This window comes from Mesorhizobium sp. C399B (assembly GCF_030323185.1).
GTDB lineage: Bacteria > Pseudomonadota > Alphaproteobacteria > Rhizobiales > Rhizobiaceae > Mesorhizobium.
The window spans coordinates 185,606-201,685 of record NZ_CP100472.1; the positions used below are offsets into that span (position 1 = coordinate 185,606).

Genomic DNA, 16,080 nt, shown 5'->3' on the forward strand with positions numbered 1-16,080 from the left:
CGTCTCGATGCGATATCCACCGCTCACATTCATTCGGCCATTCATGACGGTTAATTCATGTCACGCGACACATTCTACATCACGACACCAATTTTCTATCCGAACGGCAAGCCGCATATCGGCCACGCCTATACGGTCATCGCGACCGACGCGCTGGCCCGCTTCCAGCGCCTGGACGGCAAGGACGTGCTCTTCCTCACCGGCACTGACGAACACGGCCTCAAGATGCAGCAGACGGCCGAGAAGGAAGGCATAACGCCACTCGCGCTTGCCGACCGCAACTCGGCGATCTTCCGTTCGATGACAGAGGTCCTGGGCGGCTCGAATGATGATTACATCCGCACGACGGAACCACGCCACTACGAGTCGTGCCAGGCGATCTGGAAGGCGATGGCGGCCAATGGCGACATCTATCTCGACCGCTACAGTGGCTGGTATTCGGTCCGCCAGGAAGCCTATTTCGAAGAGAGCGAAACCACGCTCGGCGACGACGGCGTGCGCCGCGAGCCGCTTGGCTCGCCGGTCGAATGGAATGAGGAGGAAAGCTACTTCTTCAGGCTTTCCGCCTATCAGGACAAATTGCTTGCGCTGTACGAAAGCCAGCCCGATTTCGTCGGTCCGGCCGAGCGCCGAAATGAGGTGATGAGCTTCGTCAGGTCCGGCCTCAAGGACATCTCGGTCTCGCGCACGACCTTCAATTGGGGCGTGCCGGTGCCCGGCGACGACAAGCATGTGATGTATGTCTGGGTCGATGCCTTGACCAACTACATCACCGCTGCCGGCTATCCCGACACCAAGGCCGAGCAATGGCGCTACTGGCCGGCCACGCACATCATCGGCAAGGACATCGTCCGCTTCCATGCTGTCTACTGGCCGGCTTTCCTGATGTCGGCCGGCATCGAACTGCCGAAGCGCGTCTTCGCGCATGGCTTCCTGTTCAACCGCGGCGAGAAAATGTCGAAGTCGGTCGGCAATGTCGTAGACCCCTTCACCATGGTCGAGCATTACGGCCTCGACCAAGTGCGCTATTTCTTCTTGCGTGAGGTGCCATTCGGCCAGGACGGCAGCTACAGCCATGACGCGATCGTCAACCGCACAAATGCCGATCTCGCCAACGGTCTCGGCAATCTGGCGCAGCGCTCGCTGTCGATGATCGCCAAGAACTGCGGCGGCGTGGTGCCGCATCGCGGCGAGCTGACCGAAGCCGACAGCGCGATCCTCGACCAGGCGGTGGAAGCGCTGGGTACCGCGCGCCAGGCGATGTCGGAACAGGGCATCCATCTCGCGTTGGCGGCGATCTTCGGCGTTGTGGCGGAAGCGGATCGCTACTTCGCCTCGCAGGCGCCCTGGGCGCTGAAGAAGACCGATCCGGCGCGCATGGAAACAGTGCTGTGGACGACCGCCGAACTGGTGCGGCGCGTGGCATTGCTGTGCCAGCCCTACATTCCGGGGTCGGCCGGCAAGCTGCTGGACCTGCTGGCGGTGCCGGCGGACAAGCGTGACTTCGCGCATGTCCATGCCGACTATGCGCTGGTGCCCGGCACGGCGCTGCCCGCGCCGGAGGGCGTGTTTCCGCGTTATGTCGAAAACCCTGAGGCGAGCGCCTGATGCTCGTCGACAGCCATTGCCATCTCGACTTTCCGGATTTCACCGAGGAGCGGGCGGCCATCGTCGCCCGCGCCAAGGCTGCCGGTATAGGTCACATGGTGACCATCTCGACACGCGTGAAGCGGTTTGCGCAAGTGCTTGAGATTGCCGAGAGTTTCGACGAAATCTATTGCTCGGTCGGCACTCATCCTCACAATGCCGGCGAAGAGCTGGATGTGACGGCTGAGGACCTTGTGCGCCTGTCCGCGCACCCGAAGGTGGTGGCGATCGGCGAGGCCGGGCTCGACTATTTTTACGACAAGGCGCCACGCGATGCGCAGGCGCAGGGCTTTCGCACTCACATAGCGGCCGCGCGCGAGACCGGCTTGCCGCTGGTGATCCATTCGCGCGATGCCGATGACGACATGGCTGCCATCCTCGAAGACGAAACAGGGAAGGGCGCCTTCCCCTTCATCCTGCATTGTTTTTCGTCGGGGCGACGGCTGGCAGAGGTCGGCGTGGCGCTTGGTGGCTATGTGTCCTTCTCGGGCATACTGACCTTCAAGAACTCCGCCGATTTACGCGCCATCGCAGCCGATGTGCCGCATGACCGGCTGCTGGTCGAGACCGACGCACCGTATCTGGCGCCGGTGCCGTTCCGCGGCAAACGCAACGAGCCGGCCTATATCGCGCATACAGCCAAGGTGCTGGCGGAGACGGTCGGCGTTGGCGAAGCCGAGATCGCGACGCTGACGACGGCGAACTTCTTCCGGCTGTTCGGCAAGATGCCGCGGCCCGCCGGGCTCTGACGCATGAGCGACCGGCTGCGCCTCACCATCCTCGGCTGCGGCTCGTCACCTGGCACGCCGCGCATCACCGGCGATTGGGGCAATTGCGACCCGGCCAATCCGAAAAACCGGCGTACACGCTCAGCCGCGCTCGTCGAGCGGATAGCAGCCAACGGCGCCAGAACCACGGTCGTCATCGACACCGGGCCTGATTTCCGTGAGCAGATGCTGATGGCGGCGGTCCGGCGCATCGACGCCGTCGTCTATACGCATCCGCACGCCGACCACATCCACGGCATCGACGATCTGCGCGGCTACGTGCTGGAGCAGCGCCATTTGATCGATGTCCATGCCGACCAGCCGACCATGCTCAGGCTGCGCGAAGCGTTCGGCTATTGCTTCGAGACGCCGTTTGGCAGTTCCTATCCGCCGATCGTCAGGCCGCACATCATCGATCACGCAAGGGCGGTGACGATCGAAGGCGAGGGCGGTGCCCTCACCCTCGAGCCGCTGCCGCAGATCCATGGCGACATCATTTCGCTCGGCTTCCGCATCGGCGGGCTGGCCTACTGCCCCGATATAAGCGACTTCCCGGATGCCACCGCCGAGCGGCTGCGCGCCCTGGAAATGCTGGTCATCGATGCCTTGCAGTACCATACCCATCCCAGTCATCTGTCGCTCGGTCAGGCGCTTGGCTGGATTGAAAAACTGGCGCCGAAACAGGCCGTGCTGACGCATATGCATGTGCCGCTCGACTATGCCACGGTGAAGGCCGAGGTGCCGGCCAACGTCACTCCGGCCTATGACGGCATGGTGATCGAAATTCCTTTATGAGACAGCATGATACGAGCAGATGTTTATAAGGACGTTCGGTTCTTCGGCGCGAAGATCAGCAGCGTTCCAATCCGCTCATAGCCCATGCGGGGATAAAGCAGCGCTCCGGCACGCGTCGCCAACAGCATCGAGCACCGCGACCCATGCGCTTTGTCGTCATGCAGCATTTTGGCCATCAGCGCCTGGCCGATGCCTCGACGCCGGTGCGAAGGCTCGACAAACATTGCCGAGCACCATGTGGCGCCGACGGCGTCTATGCTGCGCACACGCCCGACGATGGCGTCGCCATCGAGCGCCACATACTGGCGAAACGGCGCATCGTCGCCGAGTTGATCGTCTGGAAGTGGCCGCCTGCGTATGACCTTTCCCAGTTGTGCAGCGCGTTCAGCCGTCCTCACGCGTTCGATAGAGACGATTGCTGGCGGGTCTGGAATTTGGCGCAGCGACTGGATGAAAAAGCCTTCCGTCCGCAGCAGCCGGTAGCCGAGCGCCTTGTAGGCCGTTCGCGTTGGTTCGTCCGGGCCGTCATTCGCGATCACGACCGAAACGGCAAAGCCCGGCCGCGCATGCTGCCGCACGATGGCATCGGCTTCCTCGGCGGCGACGTCATGGACGATCCATTCTTCGCCACGGTAGTCGCGTGCATTCTTGCGCTCGGCATCGCGCATCAGCCACAAGGGTCCGACGCGGCTGGCTTCGTATGGAAAGGTGCGGCTCTTGTCGGTGCTGAAGCCGTGCACGAACACTTCGATCGCCGCTTCGATGTCACGCTTTCCTGTCGTCATCGACACAGCGTAGCGTTGGCCAACGGCTCATGCCAAGCCCTATGAAAGTCCGCGTCCTTTCCCAGCTGCAGCCTGATGCATAAGTTCCATAATCTATCTTATGCGACTTTCATATGTGGCTGCTGACTGAGATGCAGGCCGGCGGCTCTGATTGCTTGGCGGGAGGAACGTTGACGAAGCAGTGGCGAAATGAGTTGGCGTGGTCTTCATTTCTCAAGGGATGGCGCCTTTCGCAAAGGCCTCGACTTCCTGCTCGACGGGCTGGCACCAGGATAACGAACAGGAGCGTCATCCCGAGAAGCTTTCCAGGAGGCCGCTGAAGGCTGCTGCGATTGCAACAAGATGGAAGACGCCAAGGGCCAGCCATCTGGAGCCGCCGGCGCCCGCAACAAATGCCCCATAGGCAGGAAACTGCAGCGCAGCCAATCCGATGGAAAGGCCGGTGATCGTTGTGTTGGTCAACAGCGTTGCCAGCATGGGGACCGGATAGAGAAGTCGCGCCAGCCCATAGTCGCCATGCCCGGCTCCGGCCGAATAGAGCGCCAGGAAAAAGGCGACGGGCGTGATGCCGAGGCCGACAAGGAACCCTGCCCGCGAGGAGAATTTTGGCGACGTCATCTGGCCATGGCCATGGCAGCGGACGGGTCGCGGTCGTCAGGCGCGAGCTTGGACGAAGTGACAAGCAGCTTCTCCTGATCGGCCCGCGACTTCGGCTCGATCGCGATTTGCAGCAGAGGCCAGGGCGCGGCAGACTTTTCCATCATGACGCCATGGTTGCAGATCGATCCGATGACCGCAACGGAGGGGTCTACGCCCGGCCGGCCGCCCTGCCCGTCCCTTTCGCTTCCTGACTGTGGACGCGCGCCAGAAAATCGCGCACCAGCGGAAGCGCCTCATCGAAATGGGTTTCGAGCAACCAGTGGCCGGCGCCGCCGATGAGATGAAGTTCTGCTTCCGGCAAATCGCGCTGGTAGGCATGCGCCGATTGCGCCGGCATGTAACCATCCTCGGGACCCCAAACGATGAGCGTCGGAGGTTGGTGCTCGCGCAGAAAGCTCTGATAGCGGGGGAACCAGCCGAGGTTCGCCTCCAACTTCTCCATCAGGTTGACCGCGAGCCGCCGGCGGATCGGCGTGTCCATCAAAGGCCAGTGGAGTTTCCAAAGATCGGGAGGCACGCGCTCGGCTACAGCGTCATCCACCTCTCCGACAAACTCGTGCCGGAAGCCCTCCTCGCTTACCGCCTCTTCCAACGGCCGATGCTTTTCGGGCGTCTTCTCATTCCAATAGGCTTTTATCCCAGCGTATTTCGGCCCGAGAACGTCCTCGTAGATGTCACCGTTCTGGATAATGAGTGCGGCGATGCGCTCGGGATGTGCGATGGCGTGGCGCAGTCCGATCTGTGAGCCATAGTCGTGCAGCCAGAGAGCATAGCGCGACATGCCGAGCGCATCGGCGAAAGCTGTCAGAAACCCGGCATAGGCATCGAAGTCATAGTCAAAAACCGACATTTCGGGCGTGGCGCTGTAGCCAAAGCCGGGAAAGTCCGGCGCGAATGTATGCCAGCGATCGGCAAGTGCCGGCATCAACCTTCGGAATTGATAGGACGAGCACGGATAGCCGTGCGGCAGCAGGAGGACGGGAGCATCAGGCGGGCCGTCTTCGCGATAGAAGATGCTGTTTCCGTCAACGTCGATCCGGCGATGTTGCAATTCTACCTCCTTGCTCAAAGCTTGCCCGCCACTTTGTTTACGGCGCTCCGGCAAGAAGGTTCCCTTGAAGTCAGGGCGTGACGGCTTCCGGCTCTCCATTGCCCGACAGGATCTGCAGCGTTCCGCGCGTGGCGTTGCGGAACGCATCGTCGAAACTGACGCCACGTACCTGCCAGCGATACTCCTTATCCTTGAAGCTGAACCGCCAGTCGCCGACCCAGCCCAGCGCTTCCTGGCGCCATACCAAAGTGCCGGCAAGCAGGGCGTCCCCATCCAGCGTGTTGGCCACGTCGGCGAGCGCGACGTCGGACGGCCGAGGCAACTCCAGCGGCAAACCGGTCCGGTGCGCCGCGTCCGCCAGCGCAACGCGCATATCCGCCGCAAGCTCGCCGCCGCCATCGCGCACCAGCGTGAAGCCGTCGCCTTTCATCGGCCTTACATCCAGCAGTGCGACGATTTTTGGCCGCGGCACCGCCCACGGTTTGCGCCCGAGCGACGCCAGCAAGGCATCGATCTTGTCCGGGTCGAAATCGGCGGTGATGTAATGCGGCCGGTCGTGGGTGCCCTGCTCGTCATGCGGCGGGCGGTTGTTGAGCAGGTCGCGGTAGCCGACACCAATGACATAGTCGGTCGCGTGCCGGCTCATGTCCGCAACACGCGGGTCGCCGATCAGCCGCGGGTCGCCGGAAACCTTGACCAGCACCTCTTCAAGGCACGGCGCCAGGCCCCACGCCCGGTTCTCCTCGCCAGTGCCGCTGGTCACCGATTGCGCGCGGTAGAGGCTGGCGCGGTCGATGTCGGCGGCAGCGACCGGAAAGACAATCAGCATAGCCAGCACCGCTGTCACAAAGCCCAATTTCAAGCATCCAGGCATCCTCCGACCCTCCCGAACGGTCCGGAACATCCGGTGGAGCCATACTCCTGATCATCAGGGAATTTCAAGGTACCGCCCATCAAGGCGTATCGCCGACGATGCGCCGGTGTACGCCGTCCAGGCTCTCGGTGAGCGCCTCGAACACGTTTCGCGCCGTGAGTTCGCGAAGAACCTGTTCGTTGATGCCGCCGCGCGTCGCATAGTCCTGCGCCAGATGCATGAAGTCGGCATCCGGCGACATATCAGGAGCGCATCCCAAGGCTTTGAAAAGCGATGCGATGTAATCGCGCCCCTTTCCTTCCTCGACGCCATTCTTCTTGAGCCAGCTGTTGATCGTATCGAGATATCTGAAGTAGCTGGCATAGGTCGCGGTGACCACGCTCAGCGCATTGAATTCGGCTGGGTTCTCGACCTCGATCACTTTCCCCAGACTGCCGAACAAGGCAGCGACAGTGGCATCCGGCGGGCAGATGATCGTTGCCCCCAGCCGGTGGGCAATCATCGGCATGGGCAGCGCTTTCGTCACCTGGTGCGCGGGTGCGGTCAAGCCGGCAATCTCCTCGCGCGGCAGCGTGGCGATCAAGCTGATGAGGTGATGCTCGCGCCGAAACCGCAAACCCGGCAGGACGTCATGCGCAATTTGCGGCCGGACAGCCAGCATGACTAGTTCGCATTGATCGAGAACCGCCTGATTGTCATCAGCGATACGCACATCCGGATAACGGGCCGCCAGCTCTGCGGCGATCTCTTCATTGCGCGGCGACAGCAGCACGGAGACGGAGTTATCCGCGACGGATTTGAGCCCGCTGACAATGGCCGCTGTAAGGGCACCCGTGCCGATGAAGCCAAGTTTCATCGCGCCTATCTCTGGTTCATCGGTCACAGTGGCGCATGGTAGAGCCGTACCTGATAGCTCAGCACACGCTTTTCACCGGGCGCGATCAGCATCACGCCCGGCTTGGCCGCGAACTCGCCATCGAAATCGACGGGGCTGGCAAGCCCGTGCCAGGGTTCAATGCACAGGAACGGAGCGCCGCCCGGCTTCGACCAGATGCCCAATTCCCTAAAACCCTGCCACGACATCTCGATCGCCGCACCGTTCGCGGCGGCATAGCGCACGCTGGTGCTGGCCGGCCGGTGGAGGATCACGGCGTCTGCCTCGAACAGCTGTTCGGAAAGCGCCAGCGTTTTGCCTTCGATGGGCGTCGGCTGTGGTGCAGCCACCACCAGGCCATCCTTCAGCCGGCGGATCGGCGCCGGCTCGTCCTGGGCAAAGGTCAGGTGGTAGTCTGTCTTGGCGAGCCCCGGCTGCAATGGCCAATTGAAAGCCGGATGTGCACCGATGGAGGCTGGCAGCGTCTCGTCGCCGGTGTTGGCAATCTCGAAGCTCACACCAAGTTCGCGACGCTCGAGCGTGTAGGTGATGGCAAGGCGAAAGGCGAACGGATAGCGCGTGCGTGTATCGGCATCGTCGGTCAACACCAGCGTGCAGGATCGGGGGCTCGCGTCAGCCCACACAAATGGCTTGTCGCGGGCAAATCCGTGCTGCGTCAGGGGATAGACCTGGCCCCGATGGCGAAGCTGGTCGCCCTTCAGCCGGCCGACGATCGGAAACAGCACCGGCGAATGCCGCCGCCATTCCGGCCCGGCCTGCCACAAAAACTCCAGACCCTCGGCATTGCGCAAGGAGACGAGCTCGGCCCCCTGCCCGACAATGGTCGCCGAAATGCCGTCGCCGTGAAGCGTCACTTGTTCCATGCGTTCTCGCGGAAAGCTGCGTGCGAGCGGCAGGTTAGCAAAAGCCCGCATGGACTCAAGGGCGCAGCGACATCGCGCTGATAGAGGAGCGATGTCTCGACGGCAAAAACGACGGTGGCCGGAGATTCTCCTCCGGCCACTGCGAGATCGAGATTGTTGCCCTGCTACGGTTCGACTATTCGCGCTCGCCGGTGAAATTCAGCAACAGCTGGAAGATGTTGACGAAGTTCAGGTACAGCGACAGCGCGCCGAAGACGGCGAGCTTCTGCTGCGATTCCGCATCGAAATTCTCCGCATACTGTTCCTTGATCGTCTGCGTGTCCCAGGCGGTCAGGCCGACAAAGACGGCAATGCCGATCACCGAGATGGCGAACTGCAGCGCGGTCGAGCCAAGGAAGATGTTGACGACGCTGGCGATCACCACACCGATCAGGCCCATGATCAGGAAGGACGAGAACTGGGTCAGGTCGCGCTTGGTCGTGTAGCCGTAGAGGCTGGTGGCGCCGAACATCGTGGCGGTGATGAAGAAGGTGCGCGCGATGCTGGTGCCGGTGAAGACCAGGAACACCGAAGCCAGCGACAGGCCCATCACCGCGCAGAAGGCCCAGAACATCAACTGGGCGCTCGCCGCCGACATCGTCTGCATCTTGAACGAGAACAGCAACACGAAGGCGAGCGGCGCCAGCATCAGCACCCATTTCAGCGGGCTGGAAAAGATCGGCACGTAGAGGGCCGGCGTGGAAGCGACCACCATGGCGACGATGCCGGTGACGACGAGGCCGATGCCCATATAGTTATAGACGCGCAGCATGTGGCTGCGCAGGCCCTCGTCATAGACGGCGCCGGCGCGCGCGCCAGTGCCCATGCGGTATCCGAGGTCAGGGGTATTCATGCGGGTTCTCCTTATGTGGTCTCAGTAAAGTGTCCTGATCAGTAAAGTGTCTTGGCAAGCGTCTCGGCGGCGCGGTCGAGGTCGTGGACACCGCTGCGCGCGACGACCGCGTACGCGACCTCGCCGATCTGGAAATAGGCAGAGGAGATGTCGCCGGAGGGCGCGATGGCAGGCTTGACCACGTCGAAGGTTCCGGGCCGGATCGCAAACAGCGAGACCAGCCCCATATCCTTCGTCTCCAGCGCCACCTCGACGCTCGGCCCGAAGCGCGACGGATAGATCTGCACGTCGCGGACCTTCCAGTCCTTGGGCAGCGATGGCATGACGATTGCGGTGGCGGCGCGGATTTCGTCGCCATTGTAGTTGGGCGCCTCCAGCTGCGAGGGCATCGCCTCGCGCATGAGCGTCGTCTTGTGCGCCCGGATCGCTTCTTCGACATAGGCGGGCGGCGGCGGCGAAGCCACGACCTTGGTCACCAGCAGCGGCCCGAAGAGGCCGTTCGCCAGCCAGCCGGCAGCGACAAAGACGGCGACCGCGGCCGCCCGCTGCAGCACGGCGAAGACGCGGCGACTGGCCAGTCCCCTGCCCAGCCGGCGCGCGACTTCAGTCGTCGCCGGCCGCGCCATGCCTGTGGAAGCAGCCAGCGCCAGGCGCAGTTCGTCGCGCGTCCTCAAGTCGGACATCACCCGCGCCGCAGCCTCCGGACGAACCGAGAGGAACGCCTCGACCTCGATGCGGCGCGCGACATCCAGCTGGTCGTCGACATAAGAATCGAGATCGGTATCGGTCACCGGGTCCCGCAACAGGTCGGTCATGACGGGTCTCCCACGATCCTCAGATGGCTTTTGGCCGGCGAAGGTGCAGCGTTTTCCATCTCGCGCAGTGCTGCGCGCGCCCTGCCGATGCGCGACATCAGCGTGCCCAGCGGCACCCCGCTGGCGTCGGCGGCCTGCTGGTAGGAAAGGCCCTCGATGGCGACCAGATGCAGCGCCGAACGCTGCTCCTCCGGCAGACTGAAAAAGGCCTCGCGCACCTGCGCCAGTCGCACGGAATGTTCCTGAGGCGCCGGCGTGCTGGCATCGGTGAGATAGCCGGCCTGCTCGACACGCGCTGCTTCCGACCGGCGCGAGCGCATCTTGTCGATGAAAGCGTTGTGGACGATCGACAGCAACCATGCCCGCAGATTGCCGCCCGAGCGGAATGTGTCGCGCCGCTCGTAGGCGCGCACCAGCGCATCGTGCACCAGATCCTCGGCGTCAGTGCCGTCGCGCGTCAGCGAGCGTGCGTAGCGCCTGAGCGAACCCAGCTGTCCGACAATATCGAAGCGTGGCATCGACCGTTTCATGCCCCGTTTACGAAACAGGCGGGGATCTTAATCCATCGCCACCAAAACTTTTTTGCGTCGCCACAATAGGCATCATGCAATCAGAAGTCCGCTGCGCACTTACCCATCTCCCGTGCGGCAGATGTTTGCTTTATGGATGAAGTCTAGCCTTATCCGTCTGTCCCAGGAGCAAAAGATGGCCAATGGTAGTCGTGTAACGGGTTTTGCAGCGTTGCCGATCGTCGGCAGGGTGTTCATCATCTTTGGCATTGTCGGACTGATCGCTTCCGGCGTGCTGGCCATCGTCGAGATGTACGGCCCTCGTACCGCTTCGGCGACAGGCAGGATTGTCGCCGCCGAATACAATCCCCGCATCGAGTTCTCGACCGCCGACGGCACCGTCATCCGCTTCAACAATGCCGTCCACAGCTCGTTCTGGGGTGATGGCGACAGCGTCCCTGTCGCTTACGACCCAACCAATCCGCAAAATGCCTCCGTCGACAGCTTCGCCGGACGCTGGTTCCTTGCCGGGCTGGCCGGCATGCTCGGCGGTTTCTCCCTGCTGACCGGCATCGGTCTCGCCGTGATTGGACGGGTGCTTATCCGGCGGATTGGAATGAACCCGTCGCCATAGCCGCCGACCCCTGCCGTACAGACAAAGCTTGGCGTAACGGTCCAGTACGCTAGCGGACTGGCGCAGATGGAAGCACTGGCGAAACGCGGCCGCTTTGCGTATTACTCCGCCGCCATTGGAGCCGTATTGATGTTCGAGACCCTGCAACCTGCCCCGGCCGACAAGATCATCGCCTTGATCGGCCTCTATCGCGCCGATCCGCGCCCCGGCAAGATCGATCTCGGCGTCGGCGTCTACAAGGACCGCGACGGCAGGACGCCGGTCATGCGCGCCCTGCGCGAGGCCGAGAAGCGGTTGCTGCAGGACCAGGACACCAAGACCTATCTCGGCCTTGCCGGCGACACCGGCTTCAACACGGCGATGGTCAAGCTGGCCTTCGGCCCCGCTGCCGACATGACGCGCATCCGCGCCGCGCAAGCGCCTGGCGGTTCCGGCGCGCTGCGGCTGGTGGCGGAGCTGTTGAAGCGGACCCGCCCCGACGCAACCGTCTGGCTGTCGGACCCGACATGGCCGAACCACCCGCCGGTGATGCGCGGGGCCGGCCTCAAGGTGCGCGATTATCCCTATTTCGATGCCGTTTCCGGCGCGGTGCGCTTCCACGAGATGCTGGCAACGCTTGGCGCAGCCGAGCCCGGCGATATCGTGCTGCTGCATGGCTGCTGCCATAACCCGACCGGCGCCAATCTCGATATCGCGCAATGGGCCAGCGTCACCGATCTTGTCGTCGAGCGCGGGCTGTTGCCCTTTGTCGACATTGCCTATCAGGGCTTTGGCGAAGGCCTGGACGCCGATGCGGCCGGCTTGCGCCTTCTCGCGGGCAAGGTGCCTGAAATGGTCGTTGCCTCGAGCTGCTCGAAGAACTTTGCCGTCTACCGCGACCGCGTCGGCGCGGCGATGATCCTGGCGAAGGATAGCGCGCAAGCCGATGTCGCGATGAGCCAGATGCTGGCGGCGGCGCGCGCCATGTATTCGATGCCGCCGGACCACGGCGCCGCCGCCGTGCGCACGGTGCTGGAAGATGATGGCCTTCGCGCCGACTGGGAGGCGGAGCTGGAGGAGATGCGGCTGCGCATGCTGAGGCTGCGGGTCCAGTTCGCCGACGCGCTGCGCCGGCAGTCCAACTCCGACCGCTTCGACTTCATCGCCAGCCATCGCGGCATGTTTTCCAGGCTTGGCCTGACCGAGGCGCAAGTCGAGCGGCTGCGTGCCGAGTGTGGCGTCTACATGGTCGGCGACAGCCGCATCAACGTCGCCGGCCTGCCCGAGGACGGCATGGATGACCTCGCCAAGGCGGTTGTGTCGGTACTCGGCTGAAGCTCGCTGTGGACAATCTCCCCTCTCCGGCTGACGCCGTTGGCCGCACGACAGGCAGCGGGATAGCATTCGCCGCATGAAACCTTCGCGCGACATTTCCCGGCTGATCGAGATCATGGCGGCGCTCAGGGCGCCGAAGACCGGCTGTCCCTGGGACATCGAGCAGGATTTCTCGACCATCGCGCCCTATACGATCGAGGAAGCCTATGAGGTGGCGGACGCCATTGCGCGCGGCGATCTCGACGATCTGCGCGACGAACTCGGCGATCTCCTGCTGCAGGTCGTCTACCACGCGCAGATGGCTGAGGAAGCCGGCGATTTTGCCTTCGGTGATGTGGTCGAGGCCATCACCACCAAGATGATCCGGCGCCATCCGCATGTCTTCGGCGACGAGAAGGCGCGCAGCGCCGGCATGGCAAAGGGCATGTGGGAAAAGATCAAGGCTGAGGAAAAAGCCGAAAAGCGAAGTGCGCGCCTCGCCCGCGGCCTCGACCCCGAAGACCATGGCAAGGGTTTCCTGGACAGCGTGCCCGTCGCCCTGCCCGCTTTGACTCGTGCGCTGAAGCTGCAGGAAAAGGCAGCGCGTGTCGGTTTCGACTGGAGCGAGGCAGCACCCATCCTCGACAAGATCGAGGAAGAGATCGGCGAGCTGCGCGAGGCACTGGCTAAGGGCGAAACGGCTGAGATCAAGGACGAATTCGGCGACATGCTGTTTGCCGTCGTCAATCTGGGGCGTCACCTCAAGCTCGATTCGGAAGCGGCGCTTAGCGGCACCAACGAAAAGTTCCGCTCGCGCTTCCACTATGTCGAGCGCGCGATCGATGCATCGGGAAGCACGCTCGAAAAAGCCACGCTGGACGAGATGGAAGTGCTCTGGCAGCAGGCCAAGGGCGTGAAATAATCAGGCTTACTGCCTGTTTTTGCGGTGCAATCGGCTTTCGATCTCTTGCCGGGCGGTGTGCGTGGCCTTGAGTGCGATGGTCGCGCTGCCATCCTCATTGTCTACCCGCGAAACGACGTCGCCATTGCGGTATAGCCAGTCGACAAGGCCGAACTGCGGCGGTTCGATCGTCACCGTCAATTCCTCGAGTTCGCCCGACATCCTGGTCTCGATCAGCGCCTTCAGCGCATCGATGCCTTCGCCGGTGACCGCCGAGATGGCGATCGGCGGCGCCTTGTTGGCGTCAGTGCCGTCGGCGAGCAGGCGCTCCCGGTTGCCGTCGTCGAGAAGGTCGACCTTGTTCCACACCTCGATGACCCGGTTCGCATCGCCAGCGTCGACACCGAGATCGGCAAGGATGCGCTCGACGTCCTCGGCCTGGGCGGCCGTATCCGGATCTGAGATATCACGCAAATGGATGACCAGATCGGCCTCGACGACCTCTTCCAGCGTGGCGCGGAAGGCGGCGACCAGATGCGTCGGCAGGTCCGAAATGAAGCCGACTGTGTCCGACAGGATGATCGGCGTGCCGTGCGGCAGGCGCACGCGGCGCAGCGTCGGGTCGAGCGTTGCAAACAGCATGTCTTCGGCCAGCACGTCGGCCCCGGTCAGCCGGTTGAACAGCGTCGACTTTCCGGCATTGGTGTAGCCGACAATCGCCACCACCGGGAACGGCACCTTCTTGCGCTTGGCGCGGTGCAGGTCGCGGGTGCGGCGCACCGTTTCCAGCTCATGCTTGAGCTTGATGATTTTTTCCTGCAGCTGCCGCCGGTCCGACTCGATCTGGGTTTCGCCGGGGCCGCCGAGGAAGCCGGCTCCGCCGCGCTGGCGTTCAAGGTGGGTCCAGCTCCGCACCAGGCGGCCCTTCTGGTAGTTGAGATGGGCAAGTTCGACCTGCAGCGTGCCCTCCTTGGTCCGCGCGCGCTCGCCAAAAATCTCCAGGATCAATCCGGTGCGGTCGAGCACCTTGGCATTCATTTCTTTTTCGAGATTGCGCTGCTGCACCGGCGTCAGCGGATGGTCGACGATGACCACCTCCGCGTGACCCTCTTTGACGATCTCGGCGAATTCCGCGACCTTGCCGCTGCCGAGCAAGGTTGCCGGGCGTGGATCGTTGACGGTGACCACCGCCGTGTGGATCAGATCCAGGTTGATGGCGCGGGCAAGGCCGACCGCTTCGTCGTGGCGCGCATCCGCCGAACGCGTCAGCCGTGGACGGTTCGTTTCGTCATCGTTGCGCTGATGCCGGGTAAGCACCGGCACAATGACAACCGCCCGGGTCGGACCTGTGGCTTCCGTCCCGGAATTATGTGCTGGTTTCCCGCGGACGCCGCGGTCCGCGTCTTTTTCACGTGCCAATCAGGCGCCCTGGCTTTCCTCGCCATCGAACATCTGAACCGGCTGGCTCGGCATGATCGTGGAAATGGCATGCTTGTAGACGAGCTGGGAGTGGCCGTCACGGCGCAGCAGAACACAAAAATTGTCGAAGGAAGTGACCACGCCGGTCAGCTTGACGCCGTTGATGAGAAAGATGGTGAGTGGATTTTTGCTCTTGCGAACAGAATTCAGGAACAGGTCCTGAAGGTTTTGCGATCGTTCCGCCATTGTTCTTGTCTTTCGCCGATCCCCTTCGGTTTGCAGGCTAATGCGCCAAATTAGCGGGCACATGTCAAGCTTGCAAACACCCCCTTGCCGTCAGTAACGACAAGCAGAACGAGATATATTGATGTGCAGTCCGTCTGTGCGGTTATCAGGCTGGACTTTTTTCCGCAACGTCAAAAAAGGCTTGCCGCAATGAAAGTGTTATCGAACCGGGGTGCCCATTGGCGACCGCGGCACCGTCGATTGCCACGACCGGCATGGCGATTGTCGTTGCCGAACTGATGAAAGCTTCTCGCGCAGCCTTGGCTTCAGTGACTGAAAAACCGCGCTCCTCGATCGTCAACCCGAGCTTTGCCGCCACTTCGAACATGGTCGTGCGGGTGATGCCGCGCAGGATGCCATGCTCCGCCGGCCGGGTGACCAGAACGCCGTCCCTTGTAACGATCCAGGCGTTAGACGAGCCGCCCTCCTTGACGTTGCCATCGGTGTCGACGAACCAGGCTTCCTGGGCGCCGGCCTCCTTGGCTTTCTGCTTGGCCAGCACGTTGGGCAGCAGGCCGGTGCTCTTGATGTCGACCCGGTCCCAACGGTTTTCCGGCACGGTGATGACCTTGATGCCCGCCTCGGCTCGCTTGGCGGCCGCCGCCGGGTCGGCCTTTCTGGCCGTAATCACCAGCGATGACGGTGTATCGGCCGGGAAAACGAAGTCGCGGCTGGCAACACCGCGCGTAACCTGGACATAGACCAGGCCGTTGACGACGTGGTTGCGCCGGACGATTTCGCGCAGAAGAAGCGGCAGCACGCCCTTGGTGACCGGCCAGTCGATCGACAATTCGCTAAGCGAGCGGTTCAGCCGGGCAAGATGGCGCGGCATGTCGACGACAAAGCCCTGCGCCACCTCGCAGACCTCGTAGACGCCGTCGGCGAATTGATAGCCGCGATCCTCGATATGCACGGCAGCGTCGGCATGGGCGACATAGCGCCCGTTCACATAGGCAATGCGCGGCATGGGTCACCCCTCAGAACAGTCTCGCTAT

The 16,080-nt window shown here is 62.9% G+C and carries 19 protein-coding genes; 6 read left to right on the forward strand and 13 right to left on the reverse strand.

Annotated features, from left to right (window positions below; translation table 11 throughout):
- Positions 1 to 57 precede the first annotated feature (57 nt).
- Genes metG through NLY36_RS00955 form a run of 3 tightly spaced genes read left to right on the forward strand, consistent with a single transcriptional unit; the run spans position 58 to position 3,209 of the window.
- Positions 58 to 1,608, forward strand: a complete 1,551-nt coding sequence (metG, locus tag NLY36_RS00945; RefSeq protein WP_023706564.1) for a methionine--tRNA ligase — start codon at positions 58 to 60, stop codon at positions 1,606 to 1,608.
- A complete protein-coding gene (locus tag NLY36_RS00950; protein WP_023696113.1) occupies positions 1,608 to 2,396 on the forward strand; it encodes a TatD family hydrolase in 789 nt (262 codons plus the stop codon). Before metG ends, NLY36_RS00950 begins: the two co-directional genes overlap by 1 nt.
- A gap of 3 nt (positions 2,397 to 2,399) precedes the next feature.
- Positions 2,400 to 3,209: an MBL fold metallo-hydrolase gene (locus tag NLY36_RS00955; protein WP_023736649.1), complete on the forward strand. Its 810-nt coding sequence runs from the start codon at positions 2,400 to 2,402 to the stop codon at positions 3,207 to 3,209.
- A gap of 23 nt (positions 3,210 to 3,232) precedes the next feature.
- Here the strand turns inward: NLY36_RS00955 and NLY36_RS00960 are convergent, their stop codons facing one another.
- From NLY36_RS00960 to NLY36_RS01005, 10 genes are all read right to left on the reverse strand, one after another.
- On the reverse strand, positions 3,233 to 3,994 hold the full coding sequence (locus NLY36_RS00960; protein WP_023736650.1) for a GNAT family N-acetyltransferase: 762 nt from the start codon (positions 3,992 to 3,994) through the stop codon (positions 3,233 to 3,235).
- Positions 3,995 to 4,282: 288 nt separating this feature from the next.
- Entirely contained in the window at positions 4,283 to 4,612 is a 330-nt protein-coding gene (locus NLY36_RS00965) for a hypothetical protein (RefSeq protein WP_023696110.1), read from the reverse strand.
- The gene (locus NLY36_RS00970) at positions 4,609 to 4,758 is read right to left on the reverse strand and encodes a hypothetical protein (RefSeq protein ID WP_023696109.1); all 150 of its coding nucleotides are present in this window, start codon (positions 4,756 to 4,758) and stop codon (positions 4,609 to 4,611) included. Before NLY36_RS00970 ends, NLY36_RS00965 begins: the two co-directional genes overlap by 4 nt.
- Positions 4,759 to 4,802: 44 nt before the next feature.
- On the reverse strand, positions 4,803 to 5,723 hold the full coding sequence (locus NLY36_RS00975) for an alpha/beta fold hydrolase (protein ID WP_245260306.1): 921 nt from the start codon (positions 5,721 to 5,723) through the stop codon (positions 4,803 to 4,805).
- Between the two features lie 52 nt (positions 5,724 to 5,775).
- On the reverse strand, positions 5,776 to 6,552 hold the full coding sequence (locus tag NLY36_RS00980; RefSeq protein ID WP_245260307.1) for a DUF8605 domain-containing protein: 777 nt from the start codon (positions 6,550 to 6,552) through the stop codon (positions 5,776 to 5,778).
- A 106-nt stretch (positions 6,553 to 6,658) separates the two neighbouring features.
- Entirely contained in the window at positions 6,659 to 7,435 is a 777-nt protein-coding gene (locus NLY36_RS00985) for a pyrroline-5-carboxylate reductase (protein ID WP_023736653.1), read from the reverse strand.
- 23 nt (positions 7,436 to 7,458) lie between these two features.
- Positions 7,459 to 8,337: an aldose 1-epimerase family protein gene (locus NLY36_RS00990; protein ID WP_023736654.1), complete on the reverse strand. Its 879-nt coding sequence runs from the start codon at positions 8,335 to 8,337 to the stop codon at positions 7,459 to 7,461.
- A 175-nt stretch (positions 8,338 to 8,512) separates the two neighbouring features.
- The gene (locus tag NLY36_RS00995; protein ID WP_023736655.1) at positions 8,513 to 9,229 is read right to left on the reverse strand and encodes a Bax inhibitor-1/YccA family protein; all 717 of its coding nucleotides are present in this window, start codon (positions 9,227 to 9,229) and stop codon (positions 8,513 to 8,515) included.
- Between the two features lie 38 nt (positions 9,230 to 9,267).
- A complete protein-coding gene (locus NLY36_RS01000) occupies positions 9,268 to 10,044 on the reverse strand; it encodes an anti-sigma factor family protein (RefSeq protein ID WP_023736656.1) in 777 nt (258 codons plus the stop codon).
- Positions 10,041 to 10,574 (reverse strand): sigma-70 family RNA polymerase sigma factor, encoded by a 534-nt coding sequence (locus tag NLY36_RS01005; RefSeq protein WP_023688465.1) that lies wholly within the window; start codon positions 10,572 to 10,574, stop codon positions 10,041 to 10,043. The genes NLY36_RS01000 and NLY36_RS01005 overlap by 4 nt, the downstream gene beginning before the upstream one ends.
- 175 nt (positions 10,575 to 10,749) lie before the next feature.
- Between NLY36_RS01005 and NLY36_RS01010 the strand changes: the two genes are divergently transcribed.
- The 3 genes from NLY36_RS01010 to mazG all read left to right on the forward strand — a co-directional run bounded on the left by NLY36_RS01010 (position 10,750) and on the right by mazG (position 13,402).
- The gene (locus NLY36_RS01010) at positions 10,750 to 11,187 is read left to right on the forward strand and encodes a DUF3592 domain-containing protein (protein WP_023706554.1); all 438 of its coding nucleotides are present in this window, start codon (positions 10,750 to 10,752) and stop codon (positions 11,185 to 11,187) included.
- Positions 11,188 to 11,316: 129 nt separating this feature from the next.
- Positions 11,317 to 12,501: an amino acid aminotransferase gene (locus tag NLY36_RS01015; protein WP_023668933.1), complete on the forward strand. Its 1,185-nt coding sequence runs from the start codon at positions 11,317 to 11,319 to the stop codon at positions 12,499 to 12,501.
- A gap of 76 nt (positions 12,502 to 12,577) precedes the next feature.
- Complete coding sequence (mazG, locus tag NLY36_RS01020) at positions 12,578 to 13,402, forward strand: nucleoside triphosphate pyrophosphohydrolase (protein WP_023688462.1); 825 nt, start codon at positions 12,578 to 12,580, stop codon at positions 13,400 to 13,402.
- Between the two features lie 6 nt (positions 13,403 to 13,408).
- On the opposite strand, the gene hflX is transcribed toward mazG, so the two are convergent.
- The 3 genes from hflX to NLY36_RS01035 form a co-directional block, all read right to left on the reverse strand.
- The gene (gene hflX, locus NLY36_RS01025) at positions 13,409 to 14,800 is read right to left on the reverse strand and encodes a GTPase HflX (RefSeq protein WP_023708495.1); all 1,392 of its coding nucleotides are present in this window, start codon (positions 14,798 to 14,800) and stop codon (positions 13,409 to 13,411) included.
- Positions 14,801 to 15,046: an RNA chaperone Hfq gene (hfq, locus tag NLY36_RS01030; RefSeq protein WP_006202172.1), complete on the reverse strand. Its 246-nt coding sequence runs from the start codon at positions 15,044 to 15,046 to the stop codon at positions 14,801 to 14,803. It lies immediately after the preceding gene.
- Positions 15,047 to 15,191: 145 nt separating this feature from the next.
- A complete protein-coding gene (locus NLY36_RS01035) occupies positions 15,192 to 16,052 on the reverse strand; it encodes a D-amino-acid transaminase (RefSeq protein ID WP_023736657.1) in 861 nt (286 codons plus the stop codon).
- Positions 16,053 to 16,080: the final 28 nt, after the last annotated feature.

What these genes read in the sequence shown, in the direction of transcription:
- metG (WP_023706564.1), top strand. Translation starts at nt 58, where the DNA reads ATGTCACGCGACACATTCTACATCACGACACCAATTTTCTATCCGAAC.
- NLY36_RS00950 (WP_023696113.1), top strand. Translation starts at nt 1,608, where the DNA reads ATGCTCGTCGACAGCCATTGCCATCTCGACTTTCCGGATTTCACCGAG.
- NLY36_RS00955 (WP_023736649.1), top strand. Translation starts at nt 2,400, where the DNA reads ATGAGCGACCGGCTGCGCCTCACCATCCTCGGCTGCGGCTCGTCACCT.
- NLY36_RS00960 (WP_023736650.1), bottom strand. Translation starts at nt 3,994, where the DNA reads ATGACGACAGGAAAGCGTGACATCGAAGCGGCGATCGAAGTGTTCGTG.
- NLY36_RS00965 (WP_023696110.1), bottom strand. Translation starts at nt 4,612, where the DNA reads ATGACGTCGCCAAAATTCTCCTCGCGGGCAGGGTTCCTTGTCGGCCTC.
- NLY36_RS00970 (WP_023696109.1), bottom strand. Translation starts at nt 4,758, where the DNA reads ATGATGGAAAAGTCTGCCGCGCCCTGGCCTCTGCTGCAAATCGCGATC.
- NLY36_RS00985 (WP_023736653.1), bottom strand. Translation starts at nt 7,435, where the DNA reads ATGAAACTTGGCTTCATCGGCACGGGTGCCCTTACAGCGGCCATTGTC.
- NLY36_RS00990 (WP_023736654.1), bottom strand. Translation starts at nt 8,337, where the DNA reads ATGGAACAAGTGACGCTTCACGGCGACGGCATTTCGGCGACCATTGTC.
- NLY36_RS00995 (WP_023736655.1), bottom strand. Translation starts at nt 9,229, where the DNA reads ATGAATACCCCTGACCTCGGATACCGCATGGGCACTGGCGCGCGCGCC.
- NLY36_RS01000 (WP_023736656.1), bottom strand. Translation starts at nt 10,044, where the DNA reads ATGACCGACCTGTTGCGGGACCCGGTGACCGATACCGATCTCGATTCT.
- NLY36_RS01005 (WP_023688465.1), bottom strand. Translation starts at nt 10,574, where the DNA reads ATGAAACGGTCGATGCCACGCTTCGATATTGTCGGACAGCTGGGTTCG.
- NLY36_RS01010 (WP_023706554.1), top strand. Translation starts at nt 10,750, where the DNA reads ATGGCCAATGGTAGTCGTGTAACGGGTTTTGCAGCGTTGCCGATCGTC.
- NLY36_RS01015 (WP_023668933.1), top strand. Translation starts at nt 11,317, where the DNA reads ATGTTCGAGACCCTGCAACCTGCCCCGGCCGACAAGATCATCGCCTTG.
- mazG (WP_023688462.1), top strand. Translation starts at nt 12,578, where the DNA reads ATGAAACCTTCGCGCGACATTTCCCGGCTGATCGAGATCATGGCGGCG.
- hfq (WP_006202172.1), bottom strand. Translation starts at nt 15,046, where the DNA reads ATGGCGGAACGATCGCAAAACCTTCAGGACCTGTTCCTGAATTCTGTT.
- NLY36_RS01035 (WP_023736657.1), bottom strand. Translation starts at nt 16,052, where the DNA reads ATGCCGCGCATTGCCTATGTGAACGGGCGCTATGTCGCCCATGCCGAC.